Annotated in this window: 15 protein-coding genes and 1 riboswitch; of the genes, 12 read left to right on the top strand and 3 right to left on the bottom strand. The window is 62.7% G+C overall.

Features of this window, described 5'->3' with window-relative positions; translation table 11 throughout:
- The first annotated feature begins 41 nt into the window (after window positions 1–41).
- Window positions 42–148, top strand: a riboswitch (TPP riboswitch).
- Window positions 149–304: 156 nt separating this feature from the next.
- Together thiC and cytX are read left to right on the top strand one after the other, a co-directional pair.
- A complete protein-coding gene (thiC, locus tag ABRP30_RS25290; RefSeq protein WP_267819146.1) occupies window positions 305–2,191 on the top strand; it encodes a phosphomethylpyrimidine synthase ThiC in 1,887 nt (628 codons plus the stop codon).
- Between the two features lie 86 nt (window positions 2,192–2,277).
- Window positions 2,278–3,561, top strand: a complete 1,284-nt coding sequence (gene cytX / locus ABRP30_RS25285) for a putative hydroxymethylpyrimidine transporter CytX (RefSeq protein WP_241806270.1) — start codon at window positions 2,278–2,280, stop codon at window positions 3,559–3,561.
- On the opposite strand, the gene ABRP30_RS25280 is transcribed toward cytX, so the two are convergent.
- The gene (locus ABRP30_RS25280) at window positions 3,530–4,276 is read right to left on the bottom strand and encodes an RsiV family protein (protein ID WP_241806269.1); all 747 of its coding nucleotides are present in this window, start codon (window positions 4,274–4,276) and stop codon (window positions 3,530–3,532) included. The genes cytX and ABRP30_RS25280 overlap by 32 nt on opposite strands.
- A gap of 185 nt (window positions 4,277–4,461) precedes the next feature.
- On the opposite strand from ABRP30_RS25280, the gene ABRP30_RS25275 reads away from it, so the two are divergent.
- The 9 genes from ABRP30_RS25275 (at window position 4,462) to ABRP30_RS25235 (ending at window position 13,742) form a co-directional block, all read left to right on the top strand.
- Complete coding sequence (locus ABRP30_RS25275) at window positions 4,462–5,079, top strand: NUDIX domain-containing protein (RefSeq protein WP_241806268.1); 618 nt, start codon at window positions 4,462–4,464, stop codon at window positions 5,077–5,079.
- On the top strand, window positions 5,070–5,522 hold the full coding sequence (locus ABRP30_RS25270) for a DUF1249 domain-containing protein (protein WP_042111790.1): 453 nt from the start codon (window positions 5,070–5,072) through the stop codon (window positions 5,520–5,522). The genes ABRP30_RS25275 and ABRP30_RS25270 overlap by 10 nt, the downstream gene beginning before the upstream one ends.
- Window positions 5,523–5,607: 85 nt before the next feature.
- Window positions 5,608–6,411 carry a 3',5'-cyclic-AMP phosphodiesterase gene (gene cpdA, locus ABRP30_RS25265; protein WP_349976288.1) on the top strand — a complete coding sequence of 268 codons (804 nt, stop codon included), beginning with the start codon at window positions 5,608–5,610 and terminating at the stop codon, window positions 6,409–6,411.
- A gap of 130 nt (window positions 6,412–6,541) precedes the next feature.
- Entirely contained in the window at window positions 6,542–7,150 is a 609-nt protein-coding gene (locus ABRP30_RS25260; RefSeq protein WP_349976287.1) for a YqiA/YcfP family alpha/beta fold hydrolase, read from the top strand.
- 35 nt (window positions 7,151–7,185) lie between these two features.
- Window positions 7,186–9,090, top strand: a complete 1,905-nt coding sequence (parE, locus tag ABRP30_RS25255) for a DNA topoisomerase IV subunit B (RefSeq protein ID WP_012316499.1) — start codon at window positions 7,186–7,188, stop codon at window positions 9,088–9,090.
- Window positions 9,087–10,073, top strand: coding sequence for an esterase-like activity of phytase family protein (locus ABRP30_RS25250; protein WP_241806265.1), 987 nt, complete (start codon window positions 9,087–9,089; stop codon window positions 10,071–10,073). The genes parE and ABRP30_RS25250 overlap by 4 nt, the downstream gene beginning before the upstream one ends.
- Complete coding sequence (locus ABRP30_RS25245; protein ID WP_046788114.1) at window positions 10,070–10,588, top strand: TIGR02281 family clan AA aspartic protease; 519 nt, start codon at window positions 10,070–10,072, stop codon at window positions 10,586–10,588. The genes ABRP30_RS25250 and ABRP30_RS25245 overlap by 4 nt, the downstream gene beginning before the upstream one ends.
- A 10-nt stretch (window positions 10,589–10,598) precedes the next feature.
- On the top strand, window positions 10,599–12,857 hold the full coding sequence (gene parC / locus ABRP30_RS25240; RefSeq protein WP_267819132.1) for a DNA topoisomerase IV subunit A: 2,259 nt from the start codon (window positions 10,599–10,601) through the stop codon (window positions 12,855–12,857).
- A 174-nt stretch (window positions 12,858–13,031) separates the two neighbouring features.
- Entirely contained in the window at window positions 13,032–13,742 is a 711-nt protein-coding gene (locus ABRP30_RS25235; protein WP_241806263.1) for a membrane integrity-associated transporter subunit PqiC, read from the top strand.
- A 73-nt stretch (window positions 13,743–13,815) separates the two neighbouring features.
- On the opposite strand, the gene ABRP30_RS25230 is transcribed toward ABRP30_RS25235, so the two are convergent.
- Entirely contained in the window at window positions 13,816–15,282 is a 1,467-nt protein-coding gene (locus ABRP30_RS25230; protein ID WP_267819130.1) for an AhpA/YtjB family protein, read from the bottom strand.
- Between the two features lie 135 nt (window positions 15,283–15,417).
- Here ABRP30_RS25230 and serB point away from each other — a divergent pair, with 135 nt between their 5' ends.
- Window positions 15,418–16,632, top strand: a complete 1,215-nt coding sequence (serB, locus tag ABRP30_RS25225; protein WP_241806261.1) for a phosphoserine phosphatase SerB — start codon at window positions 15,418–15,420, stop codon at window positions 16,630–16,632.
- 69 nt (window positions 16,633–16,701) lie between these two features.
- Here the strand turns inward: serB and asd are convergent, their stop codons facing one another.
- Window positions 16,702–17,565 (bottom strand): archaetidylserine decarboxylase, encoded by an 864-nt coding sequence (gene asd, locus ABRP30_RS25220; RefSeq protein ID WP_267819128.1) that lies wholly within the window; start codon window positions 17,563–17,565, stop codon window positions 16,702–16,704.

The raw sequence follows: 17,565 nt of genomic DNA, 5'->3' as shown, positions 1-17,565 counted from the left end.
TACACGCTTGGCTTTGCCGGCCACTCCAGTCTAGACTGCGCACGTTCTTGTCGGGGTGCCTTGAAGCAAAGGCTGAGATCGCATAGGTGCGGATCCCGTTGAACCTGATCAGGTTAGCGCCTGCGTAGGGAACAAGATTGCTCGCCTTCCCGGGGAGCCTCTTGTGCCAGGTCCGGGAATGTCGCAGCTGCAAGCAGCTCAAGGCACTCCATGTATCCGGCACTGCATACCCGCCAAGGGGTGCGTCCGCGTCTTTCAGGTTCTCCCCGACATTCCACCGCTAGGAAGCTGTCTGGAGCCTGTGATGAGCAAACAAGAAAAAACGATCAACCTCAGCGAATCGGCGCAAGTCGATCAGCAGTCCGTGCAACCCTTCCCGCGTTCGCGCAAGGTCTATGTCGAGGGCTCGCGCCCGGACATCCGCGTGCCGATGCGCGAAATCAGTCTGCACGATACCCCAACCGACTTCGGCGGCGAAGCCAACGCCCCGGTACTGGTCTACGACACTTCCGGCCCCTATACCGATCCCGACGTCATCATCGATGTACGCAAAGGCCTGGCCGATGTGCGTTCGGCCTGGATTGACGCCCGTGGCGATACCGAGCGCCTGGGTGGGCTGAGCTCGAATTTCGGCCAGCAACGCCTGAACGACGCCGAACTGGCCAAGCTGCGCTTCAACCATGTGCGCAACCCGCGCCGCGCCAAGGCTGGCGCCAACGTCTCGCAGATGCACTACGCGCGCCAGGGCATCATCACCGCCGAGATGGAGTACGTCGCCATCCGCGAAAACATGAAGCTGCAGGAGGCACGCGCTGCTGGGCTGCTCACGCAGCAGCACGCCGGCCACAGCTTCGGCGCCAACATCCCCAAAGAGATCACTGCCGAGTTCGTGCGCGAGGAGATCGCCCGCGGCCGCGCGATCATCCCGGCCAATATCAACCACACGGAACTGGAGCCGATGATCATCGGCCGCAACTTCCTGGTGAAGATCAACGGCAACATCGGCAACAGCGCCTTGGGCTCCTCGATCGAAGAAGAAGTGGCCAAGCTGACCTGGGGTATTCGCTGGGGCTCGGACACGGTCATGGACCTGTCGACCGGCAAGCACATCCACGAAACCCGCGAGTGGATCATCCGCAACTCGCCGGTACCCATCGGTACCGTACCGATCTACCAGGCCCTGGAAAAGGTCGGCGGAGTTGCCGAAGACCTGACCTGGGAGCTGTTCCGCGACACGCTGATCGAGCAGGCAGAGCAGGGCGTTGACTACTTCACCATCCATGCTGGCGTGCTGCTGCGCTACGTGCCACTGACCGCCAAGCGGGTCACCGGTATCGTCAGCCGCGGCGGGTCGATCATGGCCAAGTGGTGCCTGGCGCATCACCAGGAGAACTTCCTGTACACGCATTTCGATGAGATCTGCGAAATCATGAAGGCTTACGACGTGAGCTTCTCGCTCGGTGACGGACTACGTCCAGGCTCGATTGCCGATGCCAACGACGCGGCGCAGTTCGGTGAGCTGGAAACCCTTGGCGAGCTGACCAAGATCGCCTGGAAGCACGACGTGCAGTGCATGATCGAAGGCCCTGGCCATGTGCCGATGCAGCTGATCAAGGAAAACATGGACAAGCAGCTGGAGTGCTGCGACGAGGCGCCGTTCTACACCCTCGGCCCTCTGACCACTGACATTGCGCCAGGTTACGACCACATCACCTCGGGCATCGGCGCGGCCATGATCGGCTGGTTCGGCTGCGCCATGCTGTGCTACGTCACGCCCAAGGAGCACCTGGGCCTGCCGAACAAGGATGACGTCAAGACCGGCATCATCACTTACAAGATCGCCGCGCATGCTGCCGACCTTGCCAAGGGGCACCCAGGCGCACAGATCCGTGACAATGCCCTGTCCAAGGCGCGTTTCGAGTTCCGCTGGGAGGACCAGTTCAACCTGGGCCTGGACCCTGACACCGCGCGTGCCTTCCATGACGAAACCCTGCCGAAGGAGTCGGCCAAGGTCGCGCACTTCTGCTCGATGTGCGGGCCGAAGTTCTGCTCGATGAAAATCACCCAGGAGGTCCGGGAGTACGCCGCCAACCTGCGCATCGATGCCGTGGATGTGTCGGTTGAGGAGGGTATGCGCGAGCAGGCCGAACGGTTCCGCCAGGAAGGCAGCCAGCTGTACCACAAGGTGTAAGCCGCTGTGATTGTTTGCAGGGGCGGCCCGGCAACGCCGCTCCTGCAACCACTGCGTCGATTGGATTTCTTTGTCGAGTGACAACAATGACAACTACCAGCCATTTTTCCCCCGACCACCCCGTCCCCGCCAGCCAACGCCCGTTCGGTGGCCGGGACCTGTTCTCGCTCTGGTTTTCCCTGGGCATCGGCCTGATGGTCCTGCAGGTGGGCGCGATGCTCGCCCCCGGCCTGGGCCTGGCCGGCGCGGTGCTGGCCATCATCTTGGGTACCGGCGTGGGCGTACTGCTGCTTGGGGCGGCAGGCGTGATTGGCAGCGACACGGGCCTGTGCGCCATGGCCACCCTGCGCCTGAGCCTGGGCAGCCACGGCGCGCGCTTGCCGGCGTTGCTCAACCTGCTGCAACTGATCGGTTGGGGGGCGTTCGAGATCATTGTCATGCGGGACGCCGCCAGCCTGCTGGGCGCGCGCACCTTCGGTGAAGGCAGCCTGTGGAACAGCCCAATGTTCTGGACCCTCTGCTTCGGTGGCCTGGCCACGCTGCTCGCGGTCAGCGGGCCGCTGGCATTCGTGCGCAAGGTGCTGCGTAAATGGGGGATCTGGCTGTTGTTGGGCGCTTGCCTGTGGCTGACCTGGAACCTCTTCGCCAAGGCTGACCTGAGCGAGCTGTGGCAGCGCAGCGGAGATGGCTCGATGTCGCTGGCCACGGGCTTCGACATCGTCATCGCCATGCCGCTTTCCTGGTTGCCGTTGATTGCCGACTACTCGCGTTTCGCCCGCAGCGCCAGGCGCGTGTTCGGCGGGACCGTGCTCGGTTACTTCATCGGCAATACCTGGCTGATGAGCCTGGGCGTGGCCTACACCCTTGCCTTTGCGCCGAGCGGTGAGGTCAATGCGCTGCTGCTGGCCCTGGCCGGTGCCGGGCTGGGTATTCCGTTGCTGCTGATTTTGCTGGACGAGTCGGAGAAGGCCTTTGCCGATATCCACTCGGCGGCGGTATCGACTGGCCTGCTGGTACGCCTGAAGGTCGAGCACCTGGCGTTGGCCATCGGTGTGCTATGTACGCTGATTGCTCTGCTGGCGCCGCTGGCCCAGTACGAGAACTTCCTGCTGCTGATTGGCTCGGTGTTCGCGCCGCTGTTCGGTGTGGTGCTGATGGACCACTTCGTGATCCGCCGCCGCCGCCTGCCAGCACAAATCGATGGTTTGCACTGGCAGGCGCTGCTGGCTTGGGCGGTGGGCGTGGTGGCCTATCACAGCATCGCTGCGCAAGCGCCAGAGGTCGGCGCTACCCTGCCGGCATTACTGCTGGCGGGTGGGCTGCATGCGCTACTGAGCCTCAGCCGCGGCCGGGGAACAGTTCGGGCTTGAGCACGCCATTCAGGCGAGGGTAGGGAAGCTTCAGTTCCACGTGGCCCATGGAGTAGGGCGCGATGGTATAGACCTCGTATTTGACAACCACTGCGCCGTACGTCAGAGCGATGTGCGGCGACTTCTTGAACGGCCAGGTTTTGACGAACTCGGCATCCTTGTCCATCCCCACGCTGATCAGCCAGGCGCGGTGCGATTCTTCTACCGTTTTCCAGAAGGTGTCTTCCTGGCCCGGGACCAGCATGTCCTGCAGGGTCAGTACCTTGTCCAGCTTGCGCGAATAGTTGATGAAGCCCCGGCCTGGCATGCCATGAGCGCCGCCGCTATCGAGGTAGCTGGACAGCTCGATGATCACCAGCCCGTCATGCTGTTCACGTACCTTGGCCTGCAGGTAGCTGCTGTTGCGTTTGTCGGCAGTTGCCAGGTATTGCTGCTCATACGCCTGCAAAGTGCTTGGTGCGGTGCCATGCTGGTTGTCTTCGGTCAGTTGCAGCAGGCGCTTTTCGACGATTGCGTCGAGCTTGGGCAGGTCTGGGAAGTGAATGGTGTCAATATTCACCAGTGGGCAGTCACTCTCGCTGCAACCTGGCTTTACGTGCTCCCAGGCGTCGCGCTTCACCTCCAGCGGGGCACGGTAATTCGGCGCGAACAGGCTCTGGCAGGCACCGAGGGCCAAGGCCAGCACCGCCACGGCAGTCAGTTTGACAAGTGTCATGATGATCCTTGCAATACAGGGAAAAGTCGGCCTTTGACCGCCTGCGCGGCCTTCAGTTCGCCACTAAGCTAACAGAGAGAACAGCCCCTGTCCCGACTGCGCGAATGGTTAACGGAAAGGGGTGAAACAGGCAGGCGTGCAGAGTAGGATGGCGCGAAGCGGTATTTGAGGTAATGAGGATTTCCATGTCAGACGCGTTGAATTCAGTGCCCAAGGGCTTCGACATCATCGAACGGGCCAATTGCTTCCAGGGCTTCTACAGGCTCGACAAGCTTCGCCTGCGCCATGAGCTGTTCGCCGGGGGCATGGGCCGTGAGATCAGCCGCGAACTGTTCGTGCGCCATGATGCCGTTTGCGTGCTGCCTTACGATCCGCTGCGTGATGAAGTGGTATTGATCGAGCAGTTTCGCGTCGGTGCGCTGGATAAAGTCGACAACCCTTGGCTGATCGAGATGGTCGCCGGCCTGATCGACAAGGACGAACAGCCTGAAGAGGTCGCTCATCGTGAAGCCGAAGAGGAAGCCGGCCTGACCTTCAGCGCCCTATGGCCGATGACGCGGTATTTCCCGTCGCCGGGCGGCAGTGATGAATACGTGCACCTGTTCCTTGGCCGCTGCAGCAGCGAAGGCGCCGGGGGGCTGCACGGCCTGGAAGAAGAGGGCGAGGATATCCGTGTGCGGGTCTGGTCGTTCGAAGATGCCTTGCAGGCTGTGCGCGATGGGCGTATCTGCAATGCGGCGACGATCATCGGCCTGCAATGGCTGGCGCTCAACAGAGATGAAGTACGAGGTATGTGGAAGTGAACCTGCTGCGTGAGCGTTATCGGGTCGATCTGGCCGGGCTGCAGGCAGCCTGTGAGGCCAACTACGCCCGGCTCATGCGCCTGCTGCCCGACATGCGTACCACCCAGAGTTCGCGCCGCATCGGCATGACCCAGGGCGACCAGATGCTCGGCGTGCTGGTGCTCGATGTAGTGCTGGCCTGCCCGTATACCACTACCCTGCGGGTGCGCCAGGAGCACAGCCTGCCTTGGCTGCCGGTGCCCCACCTTGAGGTGCAGGTGTACCACGATGCGCGTATGGCCGAAGTGGTCAGCGCCGAACACACCAGGCGCCTGCGCAGCATTTACCCGTATCCCAACCAGTCCATGCACCAGCCGGATGAAAAGGCCCAGCTCAACCTGTTTCTCGGCGAATGGCTGAGCCACTGCCTGGCGTGTGGTCACGAGCTGGCAAGTGTGCGCTGAAATGTGACCCAGGTCGGTTTCGACTGTTTTCTCGTAACCGATCCCCCGCCATAATTCGTGCTGAATTCCCCCGAGGAGACGGCCGGTGCCGCACCCAGACCCCTCTCAGGCACCCGTATGCGTGGTGCAATTGACTGACGCTCACCTGTTCGCTGACCCTGCGGGCACGCTGCTGGGGCTGCGCACGCGCGACAGCCTGCGTCATGTGATCGCCCAAGTGCGTCGTGAACAGCCGTGTATCGATCTGCTGTTGTGCACGGGTGACCTTTCGCAGGATGGCAGTGTTGCCTCGTATCAGGCGTTTCGTGATCTTACGGGCGAGATCGGCGTGCCGGCGCGCTGGTTGCCGGGTAATCATGATGAAGCCAGGGTCATGGCCGAGGTGGCGCCGGAGCTGGTGCAGGCAGTGACCGATATCGGCGCCTGGCGTGTCATCATGCTCAATTCTGCGGTGCAGGGCGCGACCCATGGGCTGCTTGAGCCGGCACAGCTGGCGCTGCTCGATGATGCGCTGGTGTCGGCCGGTGGGCGCCATTGCCTGGTCTGCTGCCATCATCAGCCGGTGGATATCGGCTGCGCCTGGATCGCACCGATCGGGTTACGCAATGCGGATCAATTGCTGCGCCGGCTTGAGGGTTATCCACAGGTGAGGGCGCTGCTTTGGGGGCATATCCATCAGGAGTGGGATGAGCTGCGTGACGGGCTGCGCCTGCTGGCCACGCCATCGACCTGCATACAGTTCGCCGCGGGTAGCGAAGACTTCAAGGTGAGTGAGGAGCAGCCAGGTTACCGCTGGTTGCGCCTGCATACCGACGGGCAGCTGGAGACCGGGGTGCAGCGGGCCACGGACTTCGAGGTGAAGCTCGATTTCGATAGCCCGGGCTATTGAAACCAGGGCAGCAGCATCGCAAAAATTGTTGCGAAAAACCCGCCGCTGCGCCAAAACACGGCGAACACGCTACACTGCGCATCCCTGCGCCTCCACCATGGGGCGCGAAGCCAAAGATTCCGGGGGCAGCATGTCGGGTTCCATCCTCTATATCCATGGCTTGAACAGCTCACCGCTCTCCACCAAGGCGCGTCAGCTCGACGCTGTGATGCAGCAGCTAGGCCTGTCCGGCCAGCTGCGCGTACCCGCCTTGCACCATCACCCGCGCCAGGCCATCGCACAGCTCGAAGCGGCCATCGCCGAACTGGGCGCGCCCCTGCTGGTCGGCAGTTCGCTCGGAGGCTACTATGCCACCCATCTGGCCGAGCGCCTGGGCCTCAAAGCCCTGCTGATCAACCCCGCGGTTACCCCGCACAAGCTGTTCGACGGCTACCTGGGCACCCAGCGCAACCACTACAGCGGCGAAACCTGGGAGCTGACCCACGATCATGTCCAGGCCCTGGCTGAACTGGAAGTGCCGGCCCCCGCGGACGCCAGCCGCTATCAAGTGTGGTTGCAGACCGCCGATGAAACCCTGGACTATCGCCACGCCCAGCATTATTACCGGGCATGCGCGTTGCGTATCCAGGCCGGTGGTGACCACGGCTACCAGGGCTTTGCCGAGCAGATACCAGCCCTGCTGGCCTTCGCCGGAATTGCCCGGGGGCAGTATGCGGCGCTCGATTTTTCTGTATTTTGATTTTTTCGCATTCACCAGACTGACGACGAGAACCCATGGCCAACCCCAGCGCTAGCGCCTATAACGCAGACGCCATTGAAGTCCTCTCGGGCCTTGACCCGGTCCGTAAACGGCCGGGCATGTACACCGATACCAGCCGGCCCAACCACCTGGCCCAGGAAGTCATCGACAACAGTGTCGACGAAGCCCTGGCTGGCCACGCCCGTTCGGTGCAGGTCATCCTTCATGCCGACCACTCGCTGGAAGTCAGCGATGACGGCCGCGGCATGCCGGTGGATATCCACCCCGAAGAGGGCGTATCGGGGGTCGAGTTGATCCTCACCAAGCTGCATGCCGGCGGCAAGTTCTCCAACAAGAACTACCAATTCTCCGGGGGCCTGCACGGCGTCGGCATCTCGGTGGTCAATGCCTTGTCGACCCAGGTGCGCGTGCGCGTCAAGCGGGACGGCAACGAATACCAGATGACCTTTGCCGATGGCTTCAAAGCCAGTGAGCTGGAAGTGGTCGGTACTGTCGGCAAGCGCAATACCGGCACCAGTGTGTACTTCAGCCCCGACCCGAAGTACTTCGATTCACCCAAGTTTTCCATCAGCCGCCTCAAGCACGTGCTCAAGGCCAAGGCCGTACTGTGCCCAGGGCTGTTGGTAAGCTTCGAGGACAAGGCCAGCGGCGAGAAGGTCGAATGGCACTACGAGGATGGCCTGCGTTCCTACCTGGTCGACTCGGTCAGTGAGTTCCAGCGCCTGCCGGACGAGCCCTTTTGCGGCAGCCTGGCTGGCAACAAGGAAGCCGTGGACTGGGCCTTGCTGTGGCTGCCCGAAGGCGGTGACAGTGTTCAGGAAAGCTACGTCAACCTGATCCCCACCGCCCAGGGCGGTACCCACGTGAACGGCTTGCGGCAGGGCCTGCTCGATGCCATGCGCGAGTTCTGCGAGTTCCGCAACCTGTTGCCGCGCGGGGTCAAGCTGGCGCCAGAAGACGTTTGGGAACGCATCACGTTCGTGCTCTCGATGAAGATGCAAGAGCCACAGTTCTCCGGGCAGACCAAAGAGCGTCTGTCGTCGCGCGAGGCTGCAGCATTCGTCTCGGGCGTGGTCAAGGACGCCTTCAGCCTGTGGCTCAATGCACACCCCGAGCTGGGCATGCAACTGGCGGAACTGGCCATCAGCAACGCCGGCCGCCGCCTCAAGGCCAGCAAGAAAGTCGAGCGCAAGCGCGTCACTCAGGGCCCTGCGCTGCCGGGCAAGCTGGCCGATTGCGCAGGCCAGGACCCAATGCGGGCCGAGCTGTTCCTGGTCGAGGGTGATTCGGCCGGTGGTTCTGCCAAACAGGCGCGTGACAAGGAGTTCCAGGCGATCCTGCCGCTGCGCGGCAAGATCCTCAACACCTGGGAAGTGGACGGTGGTGAGGTGCTGGCCAGCCAGGAAGTGCACAACATTGCCGTGGCCATCGGTGTCGACCCGGGCGCTGCCGACCTGTCGCAGCTGCGCTATGGCAAGATCTGCATCCTTGCCGACGCCGACTCCGACGGCCTGCACATCGCTACCCTGCTGTGCGCGCTGTTCGTTCAGCACTTCCGTCCGTTGGTCGAAGCAGGCCACGTCTACGTTGCCATGCCGCCGCTGTACCGTATCGACCTGGGCAAGGAAATCTACTACGCCCTCGATGAGGCTGAGCGCGACGGCATTCTCGACCGCCTGGTGGCCGAGAAAAAGCGTGGCAAGCCGCAGGTCACCCGATTCAAAGGGCTGGGCGAAATGAACCCGCCGCAGTTGCGCGAAACAACCATGGACCCTAACACCCGGCGCCTGGTCCAGCTGACCCTGGATGACTTGCAGGGCACGACCGAAATCATGGATATGCTGTTGGCCAAGAAACGTGCGGGCGATCGCAAGAACTGGCTGGAGACCAAAGGCAATCTGGCCGAGGTTCTGGTTTGATTCGTTCGTTTGTCGCGGTTTTCCTTACGCTGGTCGCGCTGCAAAGCCTGGCTGGCGACTGGCCGGAGCTGAAGCTGACATCCGAGCATCCGATCGACGGCATGCGCGGCGGCAATCTCTCCGGGCTGGCTTTTTGTCGGGGTGCGTTGTGGGGCGTTTCGGATCGCGATGATGACCGTATCTACCGCTTCGACCCGCACAATCAGGTCTGGCGCGCCCAGCCTTTGACGTTCTCCCCACCCCCGGTGCCGGACAGCGGTTTGCCTTGGGGGCTGAAGTCGCGCAACTGGGCGGTGTCGTTCATTCGTGGCGGGCAGTTTGATTACGAAGGCATCACTTGCGATCAGGCTGGTAACATCTACCTGGTCAGCGAAGCGCATGTGGCCGTGCTGCAATTGCCGGTCGTAGGCGCACCTGCCTGGCTCAGGGTTGACCCAGCGATGATTCGCCAGGCACGGGCCAGTGGCATGCTGCTGAACTTCAATGCCCTGTTCGAAGGCCTGGCGATCAACCCGGCCGGTGATCGCCTGTGGCTTGCGGCCGAGCGTGAGCGCCGGGGCTTGGTCAAGATAGAACGGCAGCAGTCGGTATGGACGTGCGGACGCAGTTGCGTACTGCTCAGTGAAGCCGGGGTCGAGATGCAACCGCCACAAATGCCTGAGGCCCGTGCGCTTTCGCGTGATTTTGCTGACCTGGCCTGGTTCGAGGGCAAGCTGTTCACCCTCGAACGTAATGCATACCGCGTGTGCCGGCGCCATGCCGACAACGGCGAGGTCGAGCGCTGCTGGTCATTCGCCGCCGATGCTCTGGTGCCCGAGCGCCGCTACGATCAGCCGTTCGGCCTGGCCGAAGCGTTGGTGATCGATGCCAAGGGCGCCTGGATCGGTCTGGACAACAACAACGCTGATCGCGCCGATGGTGAAAACCGCCCGGTCGTCTGGCGCTTCGCCGCACCGCAGGGCGGGTGGAGCGCCACACCATGAGCCAGCCACCGGGCAAGCGTGCGGGCAGGGTACTGATGATCGTCGCCTGGGCGGCGGCGATGTTCCTCGCGACGCGGTTTTTCGGTGAGTGGGAGGCGCGCGAGCGTAACCCCAATACCCAGGTGCAGTCCGAGCACGGCGAAGGCTTCATCGAGGTGCGTCTGCTGGGCAATGGCCAGGGCCATTTCGTGGCAGATGGCGCGATCAACGGCAAAGCTGTGCATTTCATGCTCGATACCGGCGCCACCGACGTGGCGATCCCCGAAGCGCTGGCCCGTGACCTGAGCCTGCAACGTGGCAGCCCGGTCATCCTCAGCACCGCCAACGGCCGCACCGAAGGTTACCGCACGCGACTGGACAGCCTGCAACTTGGCGATATCCGCCTGCAGGGCGTGCGCGCCCTGGTGGTGCCGGGGCTGGATGGGCAAACGGTGCTGCTCGGCATGAGCGCTCTGAAACAACTTGAATTTACCCAGCGCGGCGGCACCATGCTGCTGCGCCAGAACCTGAAATGACGAGGCCCGCATGAGCGACTCACTGGAACTCAGCCTCGACGGCGTCGAACGCCGTTCGCTGGCTGACTTCACCGAACAGGCCTACCTCAACTATTCCATGTACGTGATCATGGACCGGGCCTTGCCGCACATTGGCGACGGCCTCAAGCCTGTGCAACGACGTATCGTCTATGCCATGAGCGAGTTGGGGCTCGATGCCGATGCCAAGCACAAGAAGTCGGCGCGTACCGTCGGCGACGTGCTCGGTAAATTCCACCCCCACGGCGATTCGGCCTGCTACGAAGCCATGGTGCTGATGGCGCAGCCGTTCAGCTACCGCTACACGCTGGTCGATGGCCAGGGTAACTGGGGGGCGCCGGACGATCCGAAGTCGTTCGCGGCGATGCGTTACACCGAAGCGCGCCTGTCGCGTTATTCCGAGGTGCTGCTCAGCGAACTGGGCCAGGGCACCGTGGACTGGGTGCCCAACTTCGACGGTACCCTGCAGGAGCCTGCGGTACTGCCGGCACGGTTACCGAACATCCTGCTCAACGGCACCACCGGCATTGCCGTCGGCATGGCCACCGACGTGCCGCCACACAACCTGCGCGAAGTGGCCAGTGCCTGTGTGCGCCTGCTCGACGAGCCCAAGGCCACCCTCGAGCAGCTGTGTGAACACATCCAGGGGCCGGACTACCCGACCGAAGCTGAAATCATCACGCCGCGTGCCGAGATCCTCAAGATCTACGAAAGCGGCCGCGGTTCGATCCGCATGCGCGCCGTATACCGGGTCGAGGACGGCGACATTGTCGTCACTGCGTTGCCGCACCAGGTCTCCGGGGCCAAGGTGCTGGAGCAGATCGCCGCGCAGATGCAGGCGAAGAAGCTGCCCATGGTTGCTGACCTGCGTGACGAATCGGACCATGAAAACCCCTGCCGTATCGTGATCATCCCACGCTCCAACCGCGTGGATGCCGACGAACTGATGCAGCACCTGTTCGCCACTACCGAGCTGGAAAGCAGCTATCGGGTCAACGTCAACATCATCGGCCTGGACGGGCGGCCACAGCTCAAGAACCTGCGTGCCTTGCTTCTGGAGTGGCTGCAGTACCGTATCGGTACCGTTCGTCGTCGCCTGCAGCACCGCCTGGAGAAGGTCGAGCGGCGCCTGCACCTGTTGGAAGGCTTGCTCACTGCATTCCTCAATCTCGATGAAGTCATCCACATCATCCGTACCGAGGAGCATCCCAAGCAGGCATTGATCGCTCGTTTCGACCTCACCGAAATCCAGGCCGACTACATCCTTGAGACCCGCCTGCGCCAGCTGGCGCGTCTGGAGGAGATGAAAATCCGCGGTGAGCAGGACGAATTGCTCAAGGAGCAGGCCAAGCTGCTGGCCCTGCTCGGCAGCGATGCCAAGCTACGCAAGCTGGTACGCAGCGAACTGATCAAGGATGCGGAGACTTACGGCGACGACCGCCGGTCGCCCATCGTCGCGCGCGCCGAAGCCAAGGCACTGTCGGAAAACGAGCTGATGCCGACGGAGCCTGTCACCGTCGTGCTGTCGGAAAAAGGCTGGGTGCGTTGCGCCAAAGGCCACGACATCGATGCAACCGGCCTCTCGTACAAAGCGGGCGATGGCTTCAAGGCTGCAGCAGCGGGGCGCTCCAACCAGTTTGCCGTGCTCATCGATTCCACCGGGCGCAGCTACTCGGTGGCTGCGCATACCTTGCCATCGGCGCGTGGCCAGGGTGAGCCGCTGACCGGTCGCCTGACGCCGCCGCCGGGGGCTACCTTCGAATGCGTGCTGCTGCCGGACGATGATGCGCTGTACGTGGTGGCATCGGATGCCGGTTACGGCTTTGTGGTCAAAGGTGAGGATCTGCAGGCCAAGAACAAGGCCGGCAAAGGGTTGCTCAGCCTGCCTAACGGGGCCAAGGTCATCGGCCCGCGTCCTGTGGCAAACCGTGAACAGGACTGGTTGGCGGCCGTGACCACCGAAGGTCGCTTGCTGGTATTCAAGGTCGCCGACCTGCCGCAACTGGGCAAAGGCAAGGGCAACAAGATTATCGGTGTGCCCGGTGATCGGGTCGCCAGCCGTGAAGAATATGTTACAGATCTGGCGGTGATCCCCGAGGGCGCCACCCTTGTATTGCAAGCTGGCAAGCGTACCCTGTCTTTGAAGCCGGACGACCTCGAGCATTACAAGGGCGAGCGCGGGCGGCGGGGTAGCAAGCTGCCACGCGGGTTCCAGCGCGTTGACGGTTTGCAGGTGGAAAGTCCGGCGTAACCCGCAGAAATGTCTGGGGCGGCAATTTCAGCGCCGTTCCAGGCAGAAATGCTGGAGTCGGGCCGACATTTCGCGGATGATAGTGCCCCTGTGGTGCCGGCGTGGCCGTGTGCCCGATTGAATCTATATGAGTATCAATGCGGTTAGCTTGTGGCGACCGCCTGGATGGGATGAATGAAATTTCTGCGCCTTCCATTTGCGCTGTTGATGACGGGCCTGCTGGGGCTGAGCGGATGCAGCATGCATCAGCCGGTTGCCCTGTATCAGCTCGACAGCGGTGACCCTGGCCAGCCTTCGCAGAGTGCGGGCATGGCCGTGGTGCTCGGCCCGGTGTCGGTCGCCGATTACCTGCAGCGTGAAACCTTTTTGCAGCGCCAGCCGGATGGCAGCCTGAGTTCGGCGACGGACGGTCGTTGGGCCGGTAGCCTGTCGGCAGACATCGACCAACTGTTGGTGCGTCAGCTAGCCTGGCGCCTGGACAGCCAGCGGGTGGTCCTGGCACCGGCCAGCAGTGGCTTCTCGCCTGACGTACAGGTATTGCTGTCGATCACTCGTCTGGACTCGGGCAAGAACCAGCCGGCTATCCTCGACGCCCAATGGCGTTTGCTGGACCGTCGCGGGAATGTGCGTGACAACCGGATCGTGCACCTCGAGCAGCCGCACGAAGGCAGCGAGTCTTCGCAGGTACAGGCCCAGGGGCAGTTGTTGCAGAAGCTGGCAGAACAGTTGAGCGCTGCAGTCAAACCTTTGGCCAACCAGCCAGCGATCGCTGAAGAGTCGCGCAAAAAACCTGCAGCGCCGGTTCAGGTCAAGAAAGCACCGGAGAAGTCAAAGATCCCTATGGCTTCGCCTATTCGGACCGATATGGAAGTCTATCGGTTCTGATGCTTACCCCGGATACACAAAAGCCCGCACATGTGCGGGCTTTTTCATGGGTGTGAGATCAGGGCACTCGGTATCACGCCCTGCGTTCGTGCATCCGCGCCAACTGCCGCTCCAGCATTGAGGGGTAGGGCTCCATCAAGCGTTCGACACAGCAGGCCCCTTCAGGGCTGGCAATTGGCCGGATGCGCGCACGCTGGCGAATCAGCGAGTCGTCACTGATCTGCCGCTCCACCAGCAGTAGGTTGCGGCTGTGCTGGGAGAGCGCCAGGGCGTCCTGGGCTTTTTCGGTCATCAGCAGGTCGACCTGCTCCAGCCCCTGCAAGTCATCGCCCAAGGCCAGGCCCAGTTGCAGTTGCAGGGTGATGCCGCTGTCGGCGACCTCGATCTGCAGGGCGTGGCCGAGTGCGCGCAGCAGCTCGCCGCAGCAGATTGCATTGGTCAGGTAATCCTCGCCGCAGTCGCGGCTGTGGAACAGCACCAGCGTGCTGCCGTCGTTGAGCGTGTGGGTTTCGCCATCGTACAGCGATGCGGCCTGCTCCAGGCAGTCGCGGTAGCGCTCCAGCAACTCAGTCAGGCGGGTGCGCGGCAGCCGGCGCAGTTGCTCCTGCGATCCTAGCTGAACGGCCAGCACCGCAGTGCTCTGCGGCTCGTCGGACTCGACTGCTGCGGCCTTCGGCGCGCTTTCTTCGTGGTCCAGCAGGCCGGCAAAGGCTTCATCGTCGTCTTCGTCGTCTACCTGAGCAGCAGCCTTGGCCCGTGGCGCAGCTTTGACCGGCGCAGGGGCATCGTGCAGATCGTCGAAGTCGTCTTCATCTTCATATTCCTCCGGTTCAGGCTCTGGAGGCGGCGGCGGGGCCAGGCGCGCATGCAGCTGACGGGCGATATCGCCGATCTCATCCTGACGATCGATCGCCGGGGTGTAGGGGTGCGGGTCACGCAGCCATACGCGCAGTTGCAGCAGCGGCAGGGTGATGTGGCGGCCTTGGCGCAGGCTCAGGCTCAGTGCCAGGGCCAGCAGGATCGCGGCCAGGATGCCCATGCTCTGCAGGCTGATCAGCATCGGCTGCTGGAACTGGCTCATGTCCAGGCTGATGCGCAGTTGCCCGGCCGTCACGTCCTGGAAGGTGATCTTGGTCTGGTACAGGCCTTCGGCCTCACCCAGCAGGCTGTTGCGTGGGCGCTGCCCGGCTTCTGCCAGGATGCGGTTGTCCACGCTGTATATCGCCGCGTGGGCCACCAGCGGGTTCTTCACCAGGTTGCCCAACAGCACGTTGAGGCTGAGGATGTCGTTGGACACCAGCAGCTCGGTCGCCGATGTGGCTGTCTGGGTGGTCAGGCTCTGGCCAAGGGCGTCCGCCTGCTCGTGCATGGCCTGCTTGAACTGCAGACCCATCACGCAGGCATAGATCACCAGCGCCAGCGCAACCAAGAAAATGTTGGTGCTGGCGATGCGCAGTGCCAGGGGAACGCGACGTTGGCGCAGGGCACGGAAGATCATGAGGAAGAAGTTGTCTGGTTTGACGGGCGTGGGCCGGTTCACAGAGCGCGGCTCTTAATGGCATGAAAGTGCTGCGCAGTATAGCGACCCGAGTTTTGTCGGCAAAGTATCGTTGGCGCCCGATGGTCACGGAAAATCGGTAGAATGCGCATTTTTCATCGAAGTCGGAGCCAGGTTGTGCGCGAAATCGTTCTGATCAACATCACCGGTGAGGACCGTCCGGGTCTCACTGCCGCCATCACCGGCGTCCTTCTCCAGGGCGGTGTGAACATTCTCGACATCGGCCTGGCTGTCATGCATGGCACCCTGTCGTTCGGCATTCTGGTCGATATTCCGGACAACGAAGTGGCCACCAGCCTGTTGCAGAGCGTGCAGTCCAAGGCCCATGAGCTGAACCTGCAGGCCCGCTACACGCCGATTTCCGAGTCTGATTACCAGCACTGGGCCGATGGCCAGGGCGAAGCCCGCTATATCGCTACCGTTCTCAGCCGCAAGATCACCCCACAGCAACTGCAGCGTGTCAGTGCAGTCATCAGCCAGTACGGCCTGACCATCGAGCGTATCGAGCGGTTGTCTGCGCGTGTTGCGCTGGGCGTGCAGAGTGAGCATGGCAAAGCTGCCCTGGAAATTTCCGTGCGCGGAGAGCCAAGCGATGCCCAGGCCCTGCGTGCCGACTTCTTTGCCTTGTCCGAAGCGTTGAACATCGATATCGCCTTCCAGAAGGACGACCTGTTCCGTCGCAACCGCCGCCTGGCGGTGTTCGACATGGATTCGACCCTGATCGAAGCCGAAGTCATCGATGAACTGGCCAAGGCTGCCGGCGTCGGCGAGCAGGTGGCGGCGATCACCGAGCGGGCAATGCGCGGCGAACTGGACTTTCGTGCCAGCTTCAAGGAGCGCATGGCGCTGCTCAAGGGCCTGGACGTTGGTGTGCTGGACCAGATCGGTGCTTCACTGCGCCTCACCGAAGGTGCCGAGAACCTGTTCGCCGAGCTCAAGCGCATGGGCTACAAGACTGCGATCCTCTCGGGTGGATTCACCTACTTTGCCAAGCAGGTGCAGGCGCGCCTGGGCATCGATTATGTGTTCGCCAACGAACTGGAAGTGGTTGATGGCAAGGTGACCGGCGTGGCGGTCGAGCCCATCGTCGATGCCCAGCGCAAGGCAGAGCTGCTGCAGCAGTTGGCGAGCGAAGAGGGCCTGCAACTGGAGCAGACCATTGCCGTAGGCGACGGTGCCAACGACCTGCCGATGCTGTCGCTGGCCGGTCTGGGCGTCGCCTTCCGCGCCAAGCCGCTGGTACGTCAATCGGCCAAACAGGCCATCTCGACCCTTGGGTTGGACGGCGTGCTCTACCTGCTGGGGCTGCGCGACCGCGACGCGCGGGGCTGACACAAACCTCGCTGACAAAAAGGCCCTGCATGGCTACAGCCATGCAGGGCCTTTTGGTTTTGGGCAGAATCAAGCCTGCGCGGGAACCGCCAACAGCTCACCCATGCGCGTTGCCGAACCGGCACCCAGGGTTTCAGCCCACTTCACCTGCTCCGGCCCGAACAGCACGATAGCCGTGGAGCCCAGCTTGAAGCGGCCCAGTTCCGCACCCTTCTCCAGATGGATCGGCGCACGGCTGCCTTCGTCATAACGGAAGGTTTTAAGTTCGCGCTTAGGCGGGGTGACCAGGCCGGCCCACACGGTTTCGATCGAGGCAACGATCATCGCTCCCACCAGCACCACGGCCATCGGCCCGCGCTCGGTGTCGAACAGGCACACCACACGCTCATTGCGGGCAAACAACTCAGGGACGTTTTCTGCAGTGGTCTGGTTCACCGAGAACAGGCGACCTGGCACATAGACCATTTCGCGCAGGGTACCGGCCAGCGGCATGTGCACGCGGTGGTAGTCCTTCGGCGACAGGTAGATGGTTGCGAATTCGCCACCCATGAACGGGGCGGCCAGGGCCGGGTCGCCGCCGAGCAGCTCCAGGGCGCTGAAGCTGTGGCCCTTTGCCTGGAAGATGCGACCGTGTTCGATCGGGCCCAGCTGGCTAACAGCACCATCGGCCGGGCAGAGAATGGCCCCCGGCGTTTCGTCCAGCGGACGTGCACCCGGCTTGAGGGCCCGGGTGAAGAAGGCATTGAAGTGCTCGTAGGCGGTGAGGTCTTCGACCAGTGCCTCGCTCATGTTCACCTGGTAGCGCTTGGCGAACCAGGCGGTGAAGGCATTCTTGAACCAGCGTGCGCGGCACTCGGCGACGCAGCCGGCCAGCCGCGACAGCAGATGGTGCGGCAGCAGGTACTGGCTGATGATGAACAGACGGGATTTCAT

The organism is Pseudomonas sp. WHRI 8519 (assembly GCF_040224055.2).
Lineage (GTDB): Bacteria > Pseudomonadota > Gammaproteobacteria > Pseudomonadales > Pseudomonadaceae > Aquipseudomonas > Aquipseudomonas putida_X.
Note: the sequence above shows the minus strand (reverse complement) of the source record. Positions and strands in the feature narration are given on the sequence as shown.